The sequence below is a fragment of the Wolbachia pipientis genome (assembly GCF_030373985.1).
Classification (GTDB): Bacteria; Pseudomonadota; Alphaproteobacteria; order Rickettsiales; family Anaplasmataceae; genus Wolbachia; species Wolbachia pipientis_D.
The window spans coordinates 56138-71450 of sequence record NZ_JAUCRB010000003.1; the positions used below are offsets into that span (position 1 = coordinate 56138).

The 15313-nt window shown below is 34.3% G+C and carries 19 protein-coding genes; 13 read left to right on the forward strand and 6 right to left on the reverse strand.

Annotated elements, in window-relative coordinates:
- Window positions 1-22: 22 nt before the first annotated feature.
- Complete coding sequence (locus tag QUS22_RS03355) at window positions 23-517, reverse strand: RDD family protein (RefSeq protein WP_289513587.1); 495 nt, start codon at window positions 515-517, stop codon at window positions 23-25.
- Window positions 517-1155 (reverse strand): HAD family hydrolase, encoded by a 639-nt coding sequence (locus QUS22_RS03360; RefSeq protein WP_289513588.1) that lies wholly within the window; start codon window positions 1153-1155, stop codon window positions 517-519. The genes QUS22_RS03355 and QUS22_RS03360 overlap by 1 nt, the downstream gene beginning before the upstream one ends.
- 623 nt (window positions 1156-1778) lie before the next feature.
- Between QUS22_RS03360 and QUS22_RS03365 the strand changes: the two genes are divergently transcribed.
- From QUS22_RS03365 to hemA, 10 genes are all read left to right on the forward strand, one after another.
- Window positions 1779-2060 (forward strand): hypothetical protein, encoded by a 282-nt coding sequence (locus tag QUS22_RS03365; RefSeq protein WP_289513589.1) that lies wholly within the window; start codon window positions 1779-1781, stop codon window positions 2058-2060.
- A gap of 89 nt (window positions 2061-2149) precedes the next feature.
- Window positions 2150-2572: a hypothetical protein gene (locus tag QUS22_RS03370; RefSeq protein ID WP_289513590.1), complete on the forward strand. Its 423-nt coding sequence runs from the start codon at window positions 2150-2152 to the stop codon at window positions 2570-2572.
- 159 nt (window positions 2573-2731) lie between these two features.
- Window positions 2732-4630, forward strand: a complete 1899-nt coding sequence (htpG, locus tag QUS22_RS03375) for a molecular chaperone HtpG (protein WP_289513591.1) — start codon at window positions 2732-2734, stop codon at window positions 4628-4630.
- Between the two features lie 448 nt (window positions 4631-5078).
- Window positions 5079-5300, forward strand: coding sequence for a hypothetical protein (locus tag QUS22_RS03380; protein WP_289513592.1), 222 nt, complete (start codon window positions 5079-5081; stop codon window positions 5298-5300).
- Window positions 5301-5591: 291 nt separating this feature from the next.
- On the forward strand, window positions 5592-5849 hold the full coding sequence (locus tag QUS22_RS03385; RefSeq protein WP_289513593.1) for a hypothetical protein: 258 nt from the start codon (window positions 5592-5594) through the stop codon (window positions 5847-5849).
- Window positions 5846-6001, forward strand: coding sequence for a hypothetical protein (locus tag QUS22_RS03390; protein ID WP_289513594.1), 156 nt, complete (start codon window positions 5846-5848; stop codon window positions 5999-6001). The genes QUS22_RS03385 and QUS22_RS03390 overlap by 4 nt, the downstream gene beginning before the upstream one ends.
- Window positions 6002-6321: 320 nt before the next feature.
- The gene (locus QUS22_RS03395) at window positions 6322-6522 is read left to right on the forward strand and encodes a hypothetical protein (protein WP_289513595.1); all 201 of its coding nucleotides are present in this window, start codon (window positions 6322-6324) and stop codon (window positions 6520-6522) included.
- Complete coding sequence (locus QUS22_RS03400; RefSeq protein ID WP_289513596.1) at window positions 6497-7006, forward strand: hypothetical protein; 510 nt, start codon at window positions 6497-6499, stop codon at window positions 7004-7006. Before QUS22_RS03395 ends, QUS22_RS03400 begins: the two co-directional genes overlap by 26 nt.
- Window positions 7007-7082: 76 nt before the next feature.
- The gene (locus tag QUS22_RS03405) at window positions 7083-7343 is read left to right on the forward strand and encodes a hypothetical protein (protein WP_289513597.1); all 261 of its coding nucleotides are present in this window, start codon (window positions 7083-7085) and stop codon (window positions 7341-7343) included.
- A 27-nt stretch (window positions 7344-7370) separates the two neighbouring features.
- Window positions 7371-8573, forward strand: a complete 1203-nt coding sequence (gene hemA / locus QUS22_RS03410; protein WP_289513598.1) for a 5-aminolevulinate synthase — start codon at window positions 7371-7373, stop codon at window positions 8571-8573.
- Here the strand turns inward: hemA and QUS22_RS03415 are convergent.
- The 4 genes from QUS22_RS03415 to QUS22_RS03430 all read right to left on the reverse strand — a co-directional run bounded on the left by QUS22_RS03415 (window position 8565) and on the right by QUS22_RS03430 (window position 11599).
- Window positions 8565-9263, reverse strand: coding sequence for an inositol monophosphatase family protein (locus tag QUS22_RS03415; protein WP_289513599.1), 699 nt, complete (start codon window positions 9261-9263; stop codon window positions 8565-8567). The two genes, hemA and QUS22_RS03415, sit on opposite strands and share 9 nt — an antisense overlap.
- An 8-nt stretch (window positions 9264-9271) precedes the next feature.
- Complete coding sequence (gene efp / locus QUS22_RS03420; protein ID WP_289513600.1) at window positions 9272-9838, reverse strand: elongation factor P; 567 nt, start codon at window positions 9836-9838, stop codon at window positions 9272-9274.
- 63 nt (window positions 9839-9901) lie between these two features.
- Window positions 9902-10408, reverse strand: a complete 507-nt coding sequence (rimM, locus tag QUS22_RS03425) for a ribosome maturation factor RimM (RefSeq protein WP_289513601.1) — start codon at window positions 10406-10408, stop codon at window positions 9902-9904.
- Between the two features lie 15 nt (window positions 10409-10423).
- Window positions 10424-11599 (reverse strand): aspartate aminotransferase family protein, encoded by a 1176-nt coding sequence (locus QUS22_RS03430; RefSeq protein ID WP_289513602.1) that lies wholly within the window; start codon window positions 11597-11599, stop codon window positions 10424-10426.
- A gap of 64 nt (window positions 11600-11663) precedes the next feature.
- Between QUS22_RS03430 and QUS22_RS03435 the strand changes: the two genes are divergently transcribed.
- The 3 genes from QUS22_RS03435 (at window position 11664) to recF (ending at window position 14718) form a co-directional block, all read left to right on the forward strand.
- Window positions 11664-13091, forward strand: a complete 1428-nt coding sequence (locus QUS22_RS03435; protein ID WP_289513603.1) for a sensor histidine kinase — start codon at window positions 11664-11666, stop codon at window positions 13089-13091.
- Between the two features lie 66 nt (window positions 13092-13157).
- The gene (bcp, locus tag QUS22_RS03440) at window positions 13158-13625 is read left to right on the forward strand and encodes a thioredoxin-dependent thiol peroxidase (RefSeq protein WP_289513604.1); all 468 of its coding nucleotides are present in this window, start codon (window positions 13158-13160) and stop codon (window positions 13623-13625) included.
- Between the two features lie 22 nt (window positions 13626-13647).
- On the forward strand, window positions 13648-14718 hold the full coding sequence (recF, locus tag QUS22_RS03445; protein WP_289513605.1) for a DNA replication/repair protein RecF: 1071 nt from the start codon (window positions 13648-13650) through the stop codon (window positions 14716-14718).
- Window positions 14719-15313: the final 595 nt, after the last annotated feature.

Genomic DNA, 15313 nt, shown 5'->3' on the forward strand with positions numbered 1-15313 from the left:
TGACAATAAAAATTATATCAATTCATTTGGTAGCTCCTTTCACAACAGTCGTACCAAATAGCATATCATGATATGTCTGTTTCTTTTGAGAGAAGCAAGCAACCAAATACCAGCAAAGGGTGAATAGTATAATAATTACTTTTAATGTATTTAAAGCATTTACTAATGCATCTTGTTCTTGGAAAAGCTCGATGAGGATAATTACTACGCTATTTAATAGAGAAAGAAAAAACTGGGAAATGCTTCTATCAAACGCTAATCTCAAGTCTATTTTAGAACCGTCTAGGCTTATGGTATGTATGTTCATTAACTGCTGACCGGGAGTTGCCTGAGCTGCTGAAGATATAAAATATGTGAAGTAACTACAATTTACGCACATGTATGATAGGTGTAAAATTAATGGAAAATCTTCTAATAACAGTACAATTAGTAAGGTTGGAATTAATAAAATTGCTACATCTATTAAATATGCACAAAAGCGCCTCTTTATACTGGCAATCTCTGTAACAGCGGTCATTACCTATTTTTCAAATACTTTATTATGAAATCTGTAAGTTTATCAAAATGTTGAAAACATAACAAATCTTCGTAGCCGCTTATTGATTGGCCGTATATAATAGGTAAACAATTGGCGTTTTGTGCACACAAAATATCCGTGACACTATCACCAACGAAAAACACATTTTCTCTATTTATAGGCAACGTACTCTCTTCTAATGAAAATAGCAGTGGAATCACAGATGGTTTATCTTCTGCAGTATCACATGAACCAACTACTCTCTCAAAGTAAGAATCTAGCCTAAAATAGGCAACTTCTTTACGTAAATTAGTATTTTTCTTGTTGCTCACTATTGCTAGATAAACATTGTGGCCTTTCAACGTCTGCAACATTTTCTCCACTCCTTGATTTAGAGCAATGTTTTGCAACAATGCATTATCTAAGTATTGTTGGTATATCTGATTCGCTTTTTCCCATTGATCACCAAATAAATTGACCATATAGCTCTTTCTCGATTCATGGGAATTTCTATCAGCAGCTTTATTACTACACCCCATTAAGTCTAAGGTATATTTAATAGCATTAGAAATATTATCTTGAGTGTCAACTAAGGTATTATCCCAATCGAATAATACTGCTAATGGGCTATTTTTCATTTCTATATTGTCGCACATTTTAAGTTAATAAGTAAATAGCATTTTAATGAAAAAAATATAAATAGTATGCTCTTGATGATTGAAAAAAATAGCTTTTATTGTAAGTTGTGTTAACTATCTCTGCATAATTAGCTAATACACTGGTTATATGATATGCTTTAATAGATGACAGGCATGGCTCGGGTTAAAAATACATCTCAAGGAAGTGTTGAAAAAAATTTAAAGATGTTTTTGAACGTTTTCCAGGTGCTTTCCAAAAGGAGCTTCATTAGGGGGAAGGTTAATTATATTGTAAAGGAACAGAGGCTCTTAAGGCTCTAAAAAATAAGAAGTTTGAGAACAAAATGAAAAGCGTTGCTGAACTGAATCAGTAGCTTGAATGTTAAAAAAGACATGTAGCTAAAGAAGCACGTCAAAATTTTGAAAGGCTTGCCCGACAACTAAAAGAGGATGGCTATCCTTTTACGGATAAAGGGCTTAAAAAGTTACGTGATAATAAAGAATTTCAAGAAGTAGTTAACACTCCAAGAAAAACTACAGCAAAAGGTAAAGGCTTTGAACATAAAAAACAAAAAAAGACTTCCGAAATTTCTGTACAAACAGATACACAGCGACCGGTAAATGTGGAGATTCAAACTCCATCAAAACCTAAGTCACAAGCCTTTAGTTTTCCGGCAAGCAAAGATTCCACAAAAGAGAAATCTAATAACAAAAAGCCTGAAAAAGCTAAGGTCCCGTTGAAACAAGCCATTAGTCCCTCAGTGAATAAGAGTTCTATAGAAGAGAAATCTAGTGATAAAAAGCCTCAATCGGATAAAAAGGAAGATGCGGTTCAATTACAAGAAAATAAAAAAGAAGAGGGGCTTTTAAGTCTTCTAAAGCGCTTTGTTAAGAAGATGCTATAAAAACTTTAGGTGAAGATGAAAAAAGTTTAAAAAATGCTCATGACCCGAAAGGAGCTGCTAGAAGGAGTACATCAAGTAATGATGGACAGTTGCAAAGCATTGGTCAAGCTTCTTCCATAAATATAAATGGAAGAGAATTCAATTTAAAACCAGGGAAAGCTTTTAACTACAAAGATAAAGCTCTTAACATTGATATTGCGTACAATAGTCTTGAAACAAAGCAAAATTTGCAGCAGGGTGGAAATTCTCTCAATATTGATAATACAATCAACTTAAATATTAATGATAAGAAACATAATATCTACCCTGGTGAGTTCTTCGATTATAAAGGCCCAGGCTTAGAAATCAGCGTAGTAAATGGTCATCAACAAAGTAGGGATTTTGATAAAGTTTTGAGTCAAGATCAAAACATAAGTAAGGGTTTAAAACAAGTAACAAAACTCCAGAACATTGTGATAACGCCTGTTAATGCTCCTAAAGTGAGTGAAGTAAATGCGGGTCGTGAGAGATAATTTACTTTTGTAGTTTTAAAAAGTGTTTTATTATACAATAATCTTGTGAATTGGGTGTCATAATAACCACAACTGCGTTAATTTTAGTGTGCGTGACCTTGAAAGATTGTTATTTGATACTTAAATCACTAGGGTAGTAGGCTAGTCATGGAGCTTGAAATGCACAACGTACAAGAAACTGAAAATTTAAAATTTGATGCTGAAGTAGGGAAAGTACTGAATATAGTAATTCATTCACTTTATACCAATAAGGATATTTTTCTGCGTGAGTTAATATCAAATGCATCTGATGCATGCAACAAATTACGCTACGAATCTCAACTGAATCCTAATTTGCTAGATTCGAATGATGAATTGAAAATTACTATCAGTTCCAATAAAGATAAGCATAAGTTGTATATAGCTGACAATGGAATCGGAATGAACAGACAGGATTTTATAGATAACCTTGGCACAATTGCCAGCTCTGGTACACAAAAATTTTTGGATGCGATTAAGAATAGTAAAGATTCAAGCCAAACTGTAGATTTGATCGGGAAATTTGGTGTTGGTTTTTACTCGAGTTTCATAGTTGCTTCAGAAGTGATAGTTGAGTCTCGAAAGGCGGGGGAAGAGGAATCTTGGATTTGGAGATCAAAAGGAGATGGAGAATATTCAATCAGCAAATTGGATGATCAGATTCCCCGTGGAACCAAAATTACCTTGTTTATGCGTCCTGAAGAGAATGAGTTTTTAGACAAGTTTCGTATCGAAAGTATTGTTACTACTTATTCGGACCACATAAATTTTCCCGTTGAGTTTATAGATGGAGAAGGAAAAAGTGAAAAGTTAAACAGCAGGGCTGCAATTTGGACTAAGCCGAAAAATGATGTTACTCAAGAAGAGCACAATGATTTTTTCCGCAGTGTTGCACATGTTGGCGGAGAGCCTTGGATGATATTACACAATAAAAATGAAGGTACAATAGAATATACAAACTTGCTTTATATTCCTTCTATAAAACCCTTTGATTTGTTTCATCCGGATAGACGTTGCTCTGTTAAGTTATATGTAAATAAAGTATTTATCACTGAAGATAACGTACAGATCATACCGCAGTATTTACGTTTCCTAAAAGGTATTGTTGATTCACCAGATTTGCCTCTCAACATCAGTAGAGAAACGCTACAGAACAATCGCGTTGTTGAGCAAATTAGAAAATCCCTCACTAAGCGAGTGATATCAGAGCTTGGTAAAAAGGCAAAAGAGAATTTAGAGGAATACACAAAATTTTGGACCAATTTTGGTGCAGTATTAAAAGAGGGCCTTTGTGAAGCTATGCCAACCGATAAAAGAGAAGCACTGCTTTCAATTTGCAGATTCCATAGCACTGGTGATAATAAACTAGTCAGCATTGATGACTATATAAGTAGAATGAAGCCTGAGCAGGAACACATCTATTATCTTACAGGGGATAGCTTGGATTCGGTAAGACGCAGTCCACAACTTGAAGGGTTTGCCAGTAAAGGATTAGAGGTTCTTCTATTTGTTGATTCAGTGGATGATTTTTGGACTAGTGTAGTTCATGAATATAAAGATCAAAAATTTAAGTCCGTAACTCGTGCAGATGTTGATTTGGAAAAATTCTTTTCAGAAAAAAAAGATGAAGAAAATAAATCAGATGACGAAAAGACCGAAGAAAACGTAGATTCTATATTGCAATATTTCACCAAGGTCCTTGACAATTCGGTAAAAAGCGTAAAAATCTCCAAAAAGCTGACTGATAGCCCCGTATGTTTGGCGGTTGATGAAGGGGCTATGGATCTTAGAATGGAGCGTTTTTTACGCGAACAAAAGCAGCTAAATTACCGCACATCGAAGGTACTCGAAATCAACATTAAGCATCCTGTAATAAAAAGCATAATAAAATCCCACACCGAAAGTGGTGAAAACTCAACACTGGAGGACATGATTTACTTATTGTTCTATCAAGCTTGCATAGTTGAAGGTGAAGAGGTGGATGACATAAGCCTGTTTGCTAAAAAATTAAACAATTTGCTTGGCAAAGTTGTTATTTAGTGTTATACTAAATTAAGCTAATTTATAGTGAGCGATAGATATGTTTTTGGGGAAGAAAATTGTTGGTAGTGAAAATTAACATATTGATATTAATACCTCTTATACTGTGAAGAATTAAAAGGTTCTTTCTCTGAGGGAGTAGAACGGGGAAGAAAATCGAAATCTGACGAAAGAGTTCAAGTCCAGGGTATTTCACTCATAGGAAAAAAGGAGTGACACAACTTCTTAAAGTTAAGAATGGGAAATTACGTAATACACGCGCGGGAGCAAACACAAATGCTAGAAGTTAAACATGAACTAAAGGTTGTTCAATCTATCTATCAAAGTTCGAATGGTTATGAAGATTGAGTTATTGTAAACGATGAAAATCAGCTTAATCAAAACTCTAGCACAGCAACTACATTAGAATTTCAGTTAACACAATTTTTGTTCAGTAAGGTAAAGGCAAATGAGCATAATAAGAGATGCATGTTCTGGTAAGCAAACTTGTAAAGACCTACCTAGGATGAGTTTTGTAATCAATGGTCGAACTATAGACAAGAGTTTCGTTAGTCAGCTGTGTGGTGAATATGATCAAAATGATAAACACCAGACTGCAAAACATGTTTTTACAAAAATGTTCGGACATGCTAAGGCAGAAATTCCAAATGACCTTATACTGGAGAATTAACTACTAATATTGTATCAAGCGGGGTGTGAGTTTGCGATGTACGGGCAAATTTAGCCTATACTTGATCAATATAATTTAACACCAACAATTTCGGGAAAAACAATAAATATTAGTTGTAATAGTGCAGATACTGCAAGTGTTGGGTATAGTGGTGTTATAGTTGTAAAAAATCCAGGTCCAGACCAATTCTAACAATATAAATCTGGTAGTAAGTTAGAATTCACACTTAAATTTCAAAATGGTGAAGTAGAGTATGAAAACGGTAAGATAACACTTACCATTCCTGAGCAGTTGAAGGATTACAAAGCCAATAGCAAAAGTTTACTAGATGATATTAAGGAATATTTCACAGATGCTGATAATGCAGTTATTGAGCCTCTCATTGCAAGTATTGGTGAAGGTCCTAAGTCATTTGTCGTAGATCGAGAAAGTTTGAATAGTGATAAAGGGGCATCGTTTGTTACGATTCCTGAAAATTCAGTCTTTAATCTAGGTAAAATGGTAAAATTAGTGAAAGAAGCAGTAGTGCTAAAGATGTTTGTGCCTTGAATACTTACATAGACGTTGTTCAAGCTGGTGTTACTCATGTGTTGCCTGAAGAAGGTTTATCAGTAGTAGAAAAAATATTAGAAATAGTAAGTGACTTTACTAAGGAGCAAGGTAAGGCATGGAGTACTTATCCTACTATGCCTATTGTGTAAAATATTTATGCTTCTGGAAGATATTTTGAAGGTTATACTTCTCAAGTAGATTATTAAAAGGTTATAAGCCTTAGAACACTTTGCACAATACCAAATCTATTTTGTCTAGTAATAAGAATGGAAAAAATAACAACCAACCAAGTAGTCAAAAAACCCAAAATCTAAAAGTACTGGCAGTTAACAGCTGGAAAAAAATGTTGTGGACAATGGAAAAATATTATGGCCAATGGAGAGGCATCAACACAAAAGCCTATTAGCAGTAGTTATGAGAGGGGTAAAATGGGTAATAAAAGCATAAAAGAAAGATTGTCTCGCGCCATATGGGATATTTATTCGAGGAAGTGAAGTGTTTAGTAGAACAAGGTGGTGATGATATAACACAACCCGTTTTAAGTGAAGCCTTAAAGGAAGCTAATAATACAGAAGCTGAAAAGAAAGATATAAGATCTAAGCTCATAGAAATTAGAAAATTTCTTAAAGAGAGGCTCGATAACATTGCTGGTTGCTGCATCATCATTTGATGGCAGTGTAGGAGATATTAGCACTACTACAAGTGATAACGCAACTTCTGCCAATATTGATGATGAGAAGGAACAAGCTTCTGATCAATCGGCAGAGCCTGAAAGTAAAGATGGTCAACAAAATTCACCTTTATCACAGATTTTTGAAAGTAACAGTTCTTTAAGCCTCGTCAATGTACCTACGAAAGGTAAAGTTGATACTGACAGTAGTAATGGTGAATATGTTAAAGTTTCTCTGGTTCTTAGCAACGGCTCTTCAGTTGAGGACATAGATAAAAGTGGGATCGTCCCTACTTCTGAAAGTAGTAGTCTGCAAGATACAAAACCAAAAATTTTAGAACAAACAAGTGATACTCAAACCAACTGCATGCAGCCTGATAATCAAAGTAACATGGATGATTATATTGACGATTATGGTCTATTAAGGTTCTTTTTAAAGAGGGATGACCGAGATTCACATCCAGAAAACACTTTCAGTAGTTAAAAAAGAAGCTGAACAAGGGAATTATACTAATGGCAACAGTAAACAACAGAGTGATTCAAAAAACACAAAAGGCAGTATGTGGTCTGTTATAGCTGCTTCTGCGTTGGCAATAGCTGGAATTGCTCTAACAGTAGATTGCAGTTCACTTGGAAATGTTAGCAGTAGAAATAGCAGTTGGAGATTGTTTGTTTGGTTGCTGCGGCAGTTGTACACTGCTGTACGCCTCAAAGCTCAGTTGAGAACAGCGAAGTCAAAAAAGTTGCATCTAAGAAAGGACTGTGGTTGCGTCTGTGTAATAAATAAATATGGTAGTCTGCCGTTGAATAATTTATTATAGTTATATTAGTTATTAATAGATAAAAGCGTGGTAGACTACGAAGAAATATTCTTAAACAAAATCAAAGATATAAAAAAAGAAGGGCGCTACCGCGAATTTACACGTTTTGCGTTGTTGCCTGGCAAGCTTCCCTATATTATGGACTACGAAAAAAATAGGGAAGTAATTATCTGGTGTAGTAATAATTATCTGGGAATGTCACAAAATAAGAGTGTCATTGCCGCTGTTCAGAATTCATCAATTGGAGCGGGAGGAACGAGAAATATATCCGGTACAACAAAAGAGGTTGTTGAACTCGAGCAATCTTTGGCTTGTTTGCATAACAAGGAAGCTGCTTTAACTTTTGCTTGTGGCTACCTTGCCAACCAGACTACTCTTAGCACTTTATCGTCTGTTATTCCTGATGTAGTAATTTTTTCAGATGAGAAAAACCATTCTTCGATGATAGAAGGTATAAAGTCAGGAAAAAGACCAAAACACATATTTGAGCACAATGACGTTGATCATTTAGAAAAGTTGTTAAAGTCCGTAGACAGAAAAATACCGAAGATCATAGCATTTGAATCCGTATATTCAATGGATGGTAGTATAGCTCCACTTAAGGAAATATGTGACCTGGCAGATCAATATAATGCAATTACCTATCTGGACGAGGTGCATGCAGTTGGCATGTATGGCCCGCGCGGTGGTGGAATTGCAGAAAGAGAAGGCCTGATGGACAGAGTAACCGTTATTCAAGGTACATTATCAAAGGCCTTTGGAGTAATGGGCGGATATATAGCGTCTTCAAAGAGCTTGGTAGACGTAATAAGGAGTTCCGCTCCAGGGTTTATTTTCACCACCGCTATGTCGCCTGTTTTAGCAGCAGCAGCAAAGGCAAGCGTTGAACATCTAAGATCAAGTAATATTGAAAGAGAGCAGCAAAAGCAAGTTGTTAAGAAAGTAAAAAATTCACTGAGAAATGCGGGAATTAACTTCATTCTAACAGAAACTCATATAATTCCAATAATAATTGGCAATCCAGAGCTATCCAAAAGAGCATCAAAATTATTATTTGATGAGCATGGAATATATGTTCAGCATATAAATTACCCGACAGTTCCAAGAGGAACCGAGCGTTTCCGTATTACTCCTACACCTTATCATACCGATGAAATGATACAACATTTAACAGAGTCTCTCGTGAAAGTTTTCGAGAAGTTGTCTATTCCTGTAGCTTGCTTATGTTAGTTTAATATTGCCAGCAATAATCAATCCACTATGTTCTATTAATCTTCCACCGCTTTCTTGCAGAAAAAGTCTACCGAGTAAGGCTTTGTATTTGTTAACTCCAGAGTAAACTATTCCGCTGTACCTTCCTGTAGCAAGGTATGTAAAACCTAAAACTGTTGAGCCGATTGAGCGTGCATTACTGTTGCCAGACAGTAATTTATTTAACAAATTACCACTTACATCTATTAACCCCCCTTCACGACTTTTTACTCGCATTTTTATATAACGAGATCTAAAGTCTTCAAGAAAAGCACCCTTCTTCTCTTCTGCCCAAAAAGTCTCCCTAAGAGCGGGAGCGTCAATTACAGCTGCTACAACCTTATCTTTATGAATGAGACAGACTGATACTGCGAAATAAACCATGCAGCTGGAAAAATTCTCCCTGCTTTCTATAGGCATAATGAACCAGGTATAAGTGTCATCTTTTACTTCTTGATCAGTATCATCTTCAAAAATAAAACCATAGTCTTGTTTGTAGTTGTGCAAGCAATCATATATGGTTTGCTTGGATCTTGAGTAAGTTTTGTTGACAAAGTCTGCTGACTTAACGTTGGAAATTTGCAGTTCATTAAAATCACGCATAAGTTGCTTGGATGCACTGCGTACAGAATCAAGCATCACATTAATTCGTGGTGATGAGATGGACATTCTTCCTTTTACTCTTTTACTCTTTCGTAATAGCTGTCATTAGGAGTATATACTACGATTTTATCTTCTTGTTTTATAAATTGAGGCACGTTAACACGCATTCCGTTTTCCAAAGTTGCAGGCTTATAAGAGGCAGTAGCAGTTTGTCCTTTAATAACAGACTCTGTTTCTTTAACAGTCAACGTGACATAATCAGGTACATGTGCAGAGATTATTTTATCATGATAAAATACCACTTTTACTTTCGTGTTATCTTGTAGATAAATCTTTTTTTCTCCTAATAAGTCTAAGTTTATAGTAACCTGTTCGTAATTGTTTGGATGCATAAGATTCACAATGTTTCCTTCAGTAAAGAGATAAATATATTCCTCTTCATCTAAAATTGCCCTTCTGATTGCTGCATCAGAGCGGAATCTTTCATAGTGCTTTGCTCCGGTTTTGATGTTTTTCATCTCGACTTGTATATATGCTCCACCTTTACCAGGTTGAGTATGCATAATACTTACAACCAAGAACAATCCACCATTATGTTCCAACACTTGACCTGGCCTAATATCATTAGCTCTTTCTGCCATAATTACGTTTTCAGTTCGATCCCACAATTATATGTGGCTTTTGTGTAAATATCAAAGTCTTTGTTACCCAGTAAACTCTGGCATATTAAGCACTATATACTTTTTCTTTATGTTTATATGAGGAAATATTTCTTCAGTAAAAGACAGCATAATATTCTTTTTTGTACTGATAACTGAAATTTCTAATATGTCTCCTGAACCGAAATTATATATAGATTTTACGTGACCATATAACTCGTTATTCTCCAGCCTTACTGCCATGTCTACAAGGTCACTTTGATAGAATTCGTTCTCATCACTTAACTTTGGCAGCTTGCATCTTTCTATATATAATTTCTTTTTTCTTAAAAGCTCTGCTTCATTATGAGAATTTACTCCGCTTATCTTAGCTATTACTAAATTATCACCTATGACGGACACTGAGTCTATTTTATAACTCTCATCACCACTTATTAGCCTACCATACAAAGAGATATTTTCAGATTTTTCAGTGAAAGTTTTGACTTTAACAGCCCCTTTAATTCCGTGAGGAGAAGTAATAATTCCGAGACATACTAAATTGTTGTTCATGTCAATATAGACTACCTAATCAGAAGATTTCTCAGATAAATATTGAGTTAGAATCTCAATTCCTTCATCAATTTCCTTTTCAGTGATAATTAGTGGAGGCAAAATCCTTACAACGTTATCTGATGTTACTCCAACAGTAAGCAAGCCACGATGACTTAGCTCTTCTGCAAATTTTTGGGTTTCTGCTTTCACTTTTATTCCAAGCATTAACCCCTTTCCTCTTACTTCTTCTATCATTGGAAATTTACTTGCCAGGCTTTCTAATTTATTTTTTAAGTACTTACCTCTAATTTCAACATTTTCTAAAAAGCCAGGGCTTAGCAATTCTTTAAGCATAGCATTGCCTACTGAGGTTGCAAGTGGATTGCCACCAAAAGTAGAACCATGCATGCCTACCGCCATGTACTTGGCAGCCTTTTCAGTTGCAAGACAAGCTCCTAGAGGAAAACCTCCTCCTATTCCTTTTGCAAGAGCGCATATATCAGGCTTCACTCCTATATGTTCGTATGCAAATAATTTCCCTGTTCTACCAGCGCCACATTGTACACAATCAAAAAATAGTAATATGTCGTTTTCATCACATAGATTTCTTAGTTCCTTCATAAAGGCTTCATTCATTACTTTAATACCTCCTTGCCCTTGTATTGGTTCTATTAATATAACGCCTATACCACTCGAAATTGCTTTCTTTACGCTCTCAATATTGGGCTCGATGTTATCACACCATTCAATGTATGGATTCAGTAATTCAGAAAATTTCTGTTTATCGTTTGTAGCACAAGTTAAAAAAGTTCTCCCATGAAATGCACCATGGAATGTTAAAATTCTATAACGGTTTTTATTGCCTTTCCCGTTTTGGTAGACCCTAGCAATCTTAAGTCCACACTCTACTGCCTCTGATCCAGAGTTTGTGAAAAATACAGTATCAGCGAAACTATTGTTTATTAATTTTTCTGCAAAGTTGTTAGCAGCAGGTATATTATAGGTATTTGTTATATGCCATAACTTTTCTCCTTGCAGTTTAAGAGCGCTAGTTAATTGCGAATTGGTGTGGCCTAAGTTACTCACAGCTATTCCAGAGTGAAAATCTATGTAGCGCTTACCGTCGATATCATACAAGTAAATACCTTTGCCATAAGAAAAATTTATATTAATAGAAGAATAAACTGGCAAGATAGGAGAGATTGTCATAAAAATATGATATGCTTAATTTTAATTAATAACATAAAAGCCGTTATTTCACAATGAAAAGGACATGTACAAACTAGGTAAATTAATACTTTCTGCACTAAAGAAAAATAAATACTTAAAAGTTATTGCACTATTCCCATCAATTTTTGTGATTTTATTTAGCGTGATATATTGTAATTATTCACTAAGGAATAATTTCCTTTCTTCTTACCGCGACTTAAGTATAGGCTTAAAAAGTGTACTGGAAAATAGCGTAATAAAAAAATACCATTATTTGCTAATAGAAAAGCATCACATTAAATACAAGAATTTCGATTATATAAACCAACTGGTAAAACTGCGTGCTGAATTATTACAATCAGTTAGCGAAGTTAAGAACCTGAGCTTAATACTATATGATCAAAATAGCAGGATAATATTCAGTCGTTTTAACACTCAAGATCATGATTATGAACAGTTACTTACAAGCGATGAAATTGATAAACTACTAAGTAATCAAGAGATATTTTATACTATAGGAAATACACTAATTTCTATTTTCCCTATATTTCATGAAAGCGACATTAAGCCGTCATTCTTTTTGAAGATTATTCAAAACCACAATAACTCTTATGTTATGGTATATAGCCTGTTTTTAACGTTTGTAGGCATATTATTAATAGTTTTAATACTAATAATGCTTTATTTGCACTTTTCTAATACTCAAATGTTAGTCAGACAACATAAAACTAATATTGAATTGCAACAGATGAAAGAGGCATTAGAACAAGAAAATGCAAACAAACTAAAGTTTTTTGCAAGTGTTACACATGAGCTGCGTACACCTCTTAATGCTATTATTGGGTTCGCAGAGTTGATCAAAAATGAAACTTTAGGTTCGATGGATCATTTTCAATACAAGGAGTATGCGGATGATATATATAATGCAGGAACACATTTACTCGCTTTAATTAACGATGTGCTGGACTTTTCAAAAGCTGAATCAAGTAGTCTAACAGTAGAAAAAGTGAAGTTTAACCTAAACAAAATAATAGATTCGTGCTTAAATATGCTGTCACCTAAATTAAAAGAAACCGGAATTAGTTTAAAAAAAGAGATACCTAACAAGCAATTGCTAGTTATCGCAGATCCTAAGAGAATGAAACAAGTGATAATAAATTTATTATCAAATTCGATCAAATTTACCCCCAAAGACGGCTTAATAAGGATGGTGATTAGAGAAAATATAGAAAAAAACTTATTAACTATTGAGTTTCATGACAATGGAATAGGAATAATGCAGCAGGATATATATAAAGTTATGTCTGTCTTTGGCCAAGCAGATTCGGGATATAGAAACGAAGGTACAGGCATTGGATTACCACTTAGCAAAAAATTAGTAGAGTTAATGGGTGGAACTTTTGATATTAAAAGTGAAACGAAACTTGGTACCACGGTAACGTTAAACTTCTTTTATGAAGAACAAACATGTGATAACCTGATTGATTTTTAACTAGAGTTCCTGAAAATTCTAACTACAATATACGTACCATTATAAGCATTATTAAGGGAACGAGGTATGGAATTAGCAGTAGGAAGTAATGCTCTTGATTTTAGCTTACCAACAGATTCTGGTGAAAATTTATCATTGAGTGATTTTTTTGACAAAAAAAAAGTAGTTCTTTATTTTTATCCCAAAGACGACACTCCGGGTTGTACGATAGAGGCAAAAGGTTTTAGAGACAAAATAAGTGATTTTTCTTTCCTTGATACAGTAATAATTGGTGTATCAAGGGATAGTATTAAGTGCCATGCTAACTTCAAAGCAAAATATTCTCTGCCATTTTATTTGGTTTCTGATGAAAATGCTGAAATTTTGGAAAAGTATGGTGTTTTGGTAGAAAGGAGTATGTTTGGCAAAAAGTATATGGGAATAGAACGCACTACTTTTTTAATAGACAAAAAGGGTAAAATAATGAAGATCTGGAAAAATGTAAAAGTTAATGGACATGTTGACGATGTCCTGGAGGAAATAAGAAGAATATAAATTAAAAAAACTATTTAGGTTAATGGTTACCCACTGTTACATAAAAAAGTTAAAATTACATAATTTTCGTAACCACTTAAGTTTTGAATTAGACTCAAGCGACAATTCGGTTGTGATAACTGGCAAAAATGGTATTGGCAAAACTAATATACTTGAAGCAATCTCGTTGCTTGCCAAAAGCAATGGAATGAGAAAAGCAAAAGCTGGTGAAATGCAAAATAGGTTCAGCAATGAAGACTGGGCAGTACACTATGGGTTTTTTAATGGAGCGGATTTCAACTCAATTGGTATTGCAAAGAATTTTAATAAGAAACTGATACAAATTGATGGAAAAACACAATCAAGTTATTCATCTCTTTACAGAATATCCAATGTGATATGGCTAATTCCACAAATGGATTATATTTTTCTTAATTCTTCAAGTGATAGGTTAAAACTTTTAGACCGCATAGTTTCATTGTTTGAAGAAAATTACACTTGCTGTTACATGAAATATAGAAAAGCTAAACACGAGCGAAGCAAACTGCTCAGGGAAGACATTTTGGATGAAAATTGGCTATCTAGCCTTGAAAATGTTATGGCCGTTAATGCAGTCAATATATTACGCATGCGATTATCTGTTTTAAAAACACTGCAAGACACAATCGATAACCACTCCACTGAGTTTTTTCCAAAAGCGAGCTTAAAATTCAGCAGCCAGTTAACTTTAAACGATACTGCAGAGTATTTTCAAAGTCGTCTAAAAGGAAATAGAGAAAAAGACTTATTGACTGGTAGAACAACCTTTTGTGTGAATAACGATAAATTTTTGGTCGTGTGCCAAAGAAGAGATGTGCCAATAAATCTTTGCTCTACTGGAGAACAAAAGTTATTGCTGCTTTCTATTATTTTATCTAGTGTGAAAGCAAGGTGTATTTATCACAATAAGGCACCACTTCTTCTGCTTGACGATATAATGTCTCACCTAGATAAGCATTACAGAAAGGTGTTAATAGAAGAAATATTAAGTATTCAATGTCAAACCTGGACAACTGATGTAGATAGAAATAATTTTAATAATTATATTGATTCTTTCAAATTTATTGAATTGTAGGTGAATACAATTATTTCAAACTAAAGATACAAAAATTCCTTGGCAAGTTTTAACAACCTCCTTATTATAACGGCAAGGGTTCTTGTAACTCTAAAATTTGTTTTTGATCTGCAGATTCAATTATAAAACTCAGTAAAAAACTTAGGGTATTTTTTTGCGGATTACATCAAATTATTGGAACTGCATATCTTGTAAATTTTTTCTACATTCAGCTAAATCGCGCTTAAATTAAGCATCAGCACATTATTACAGCGCTAAGTTACAGTATTAGAGGGTTCAAAAGCTCGTTACCCGTGGTTTCTTTTGCCTTTTTTTCGTTTGGTAAATTTCTTAATATTTATAGCTAAAGCAGTTTAAGAGCTTGTGAATTTTAGAACTAGAACCTATAGAAAAGGGCTAGGCAGTATACGAATTGCTGACAAAATTGGTACGCCAAAGATAAATTCTAAGAGTGAAAGTCATAAATTATTTATTGCTTATGGTCCTTATCATAATCCGCGCTACGCAATCTCTGTGTGCATAGACATGGTAAAGCGCCAAGTCAAGATGCTGCTATGGCTGGTGAGATATTTAATATACACTTGAAAAGTGATCC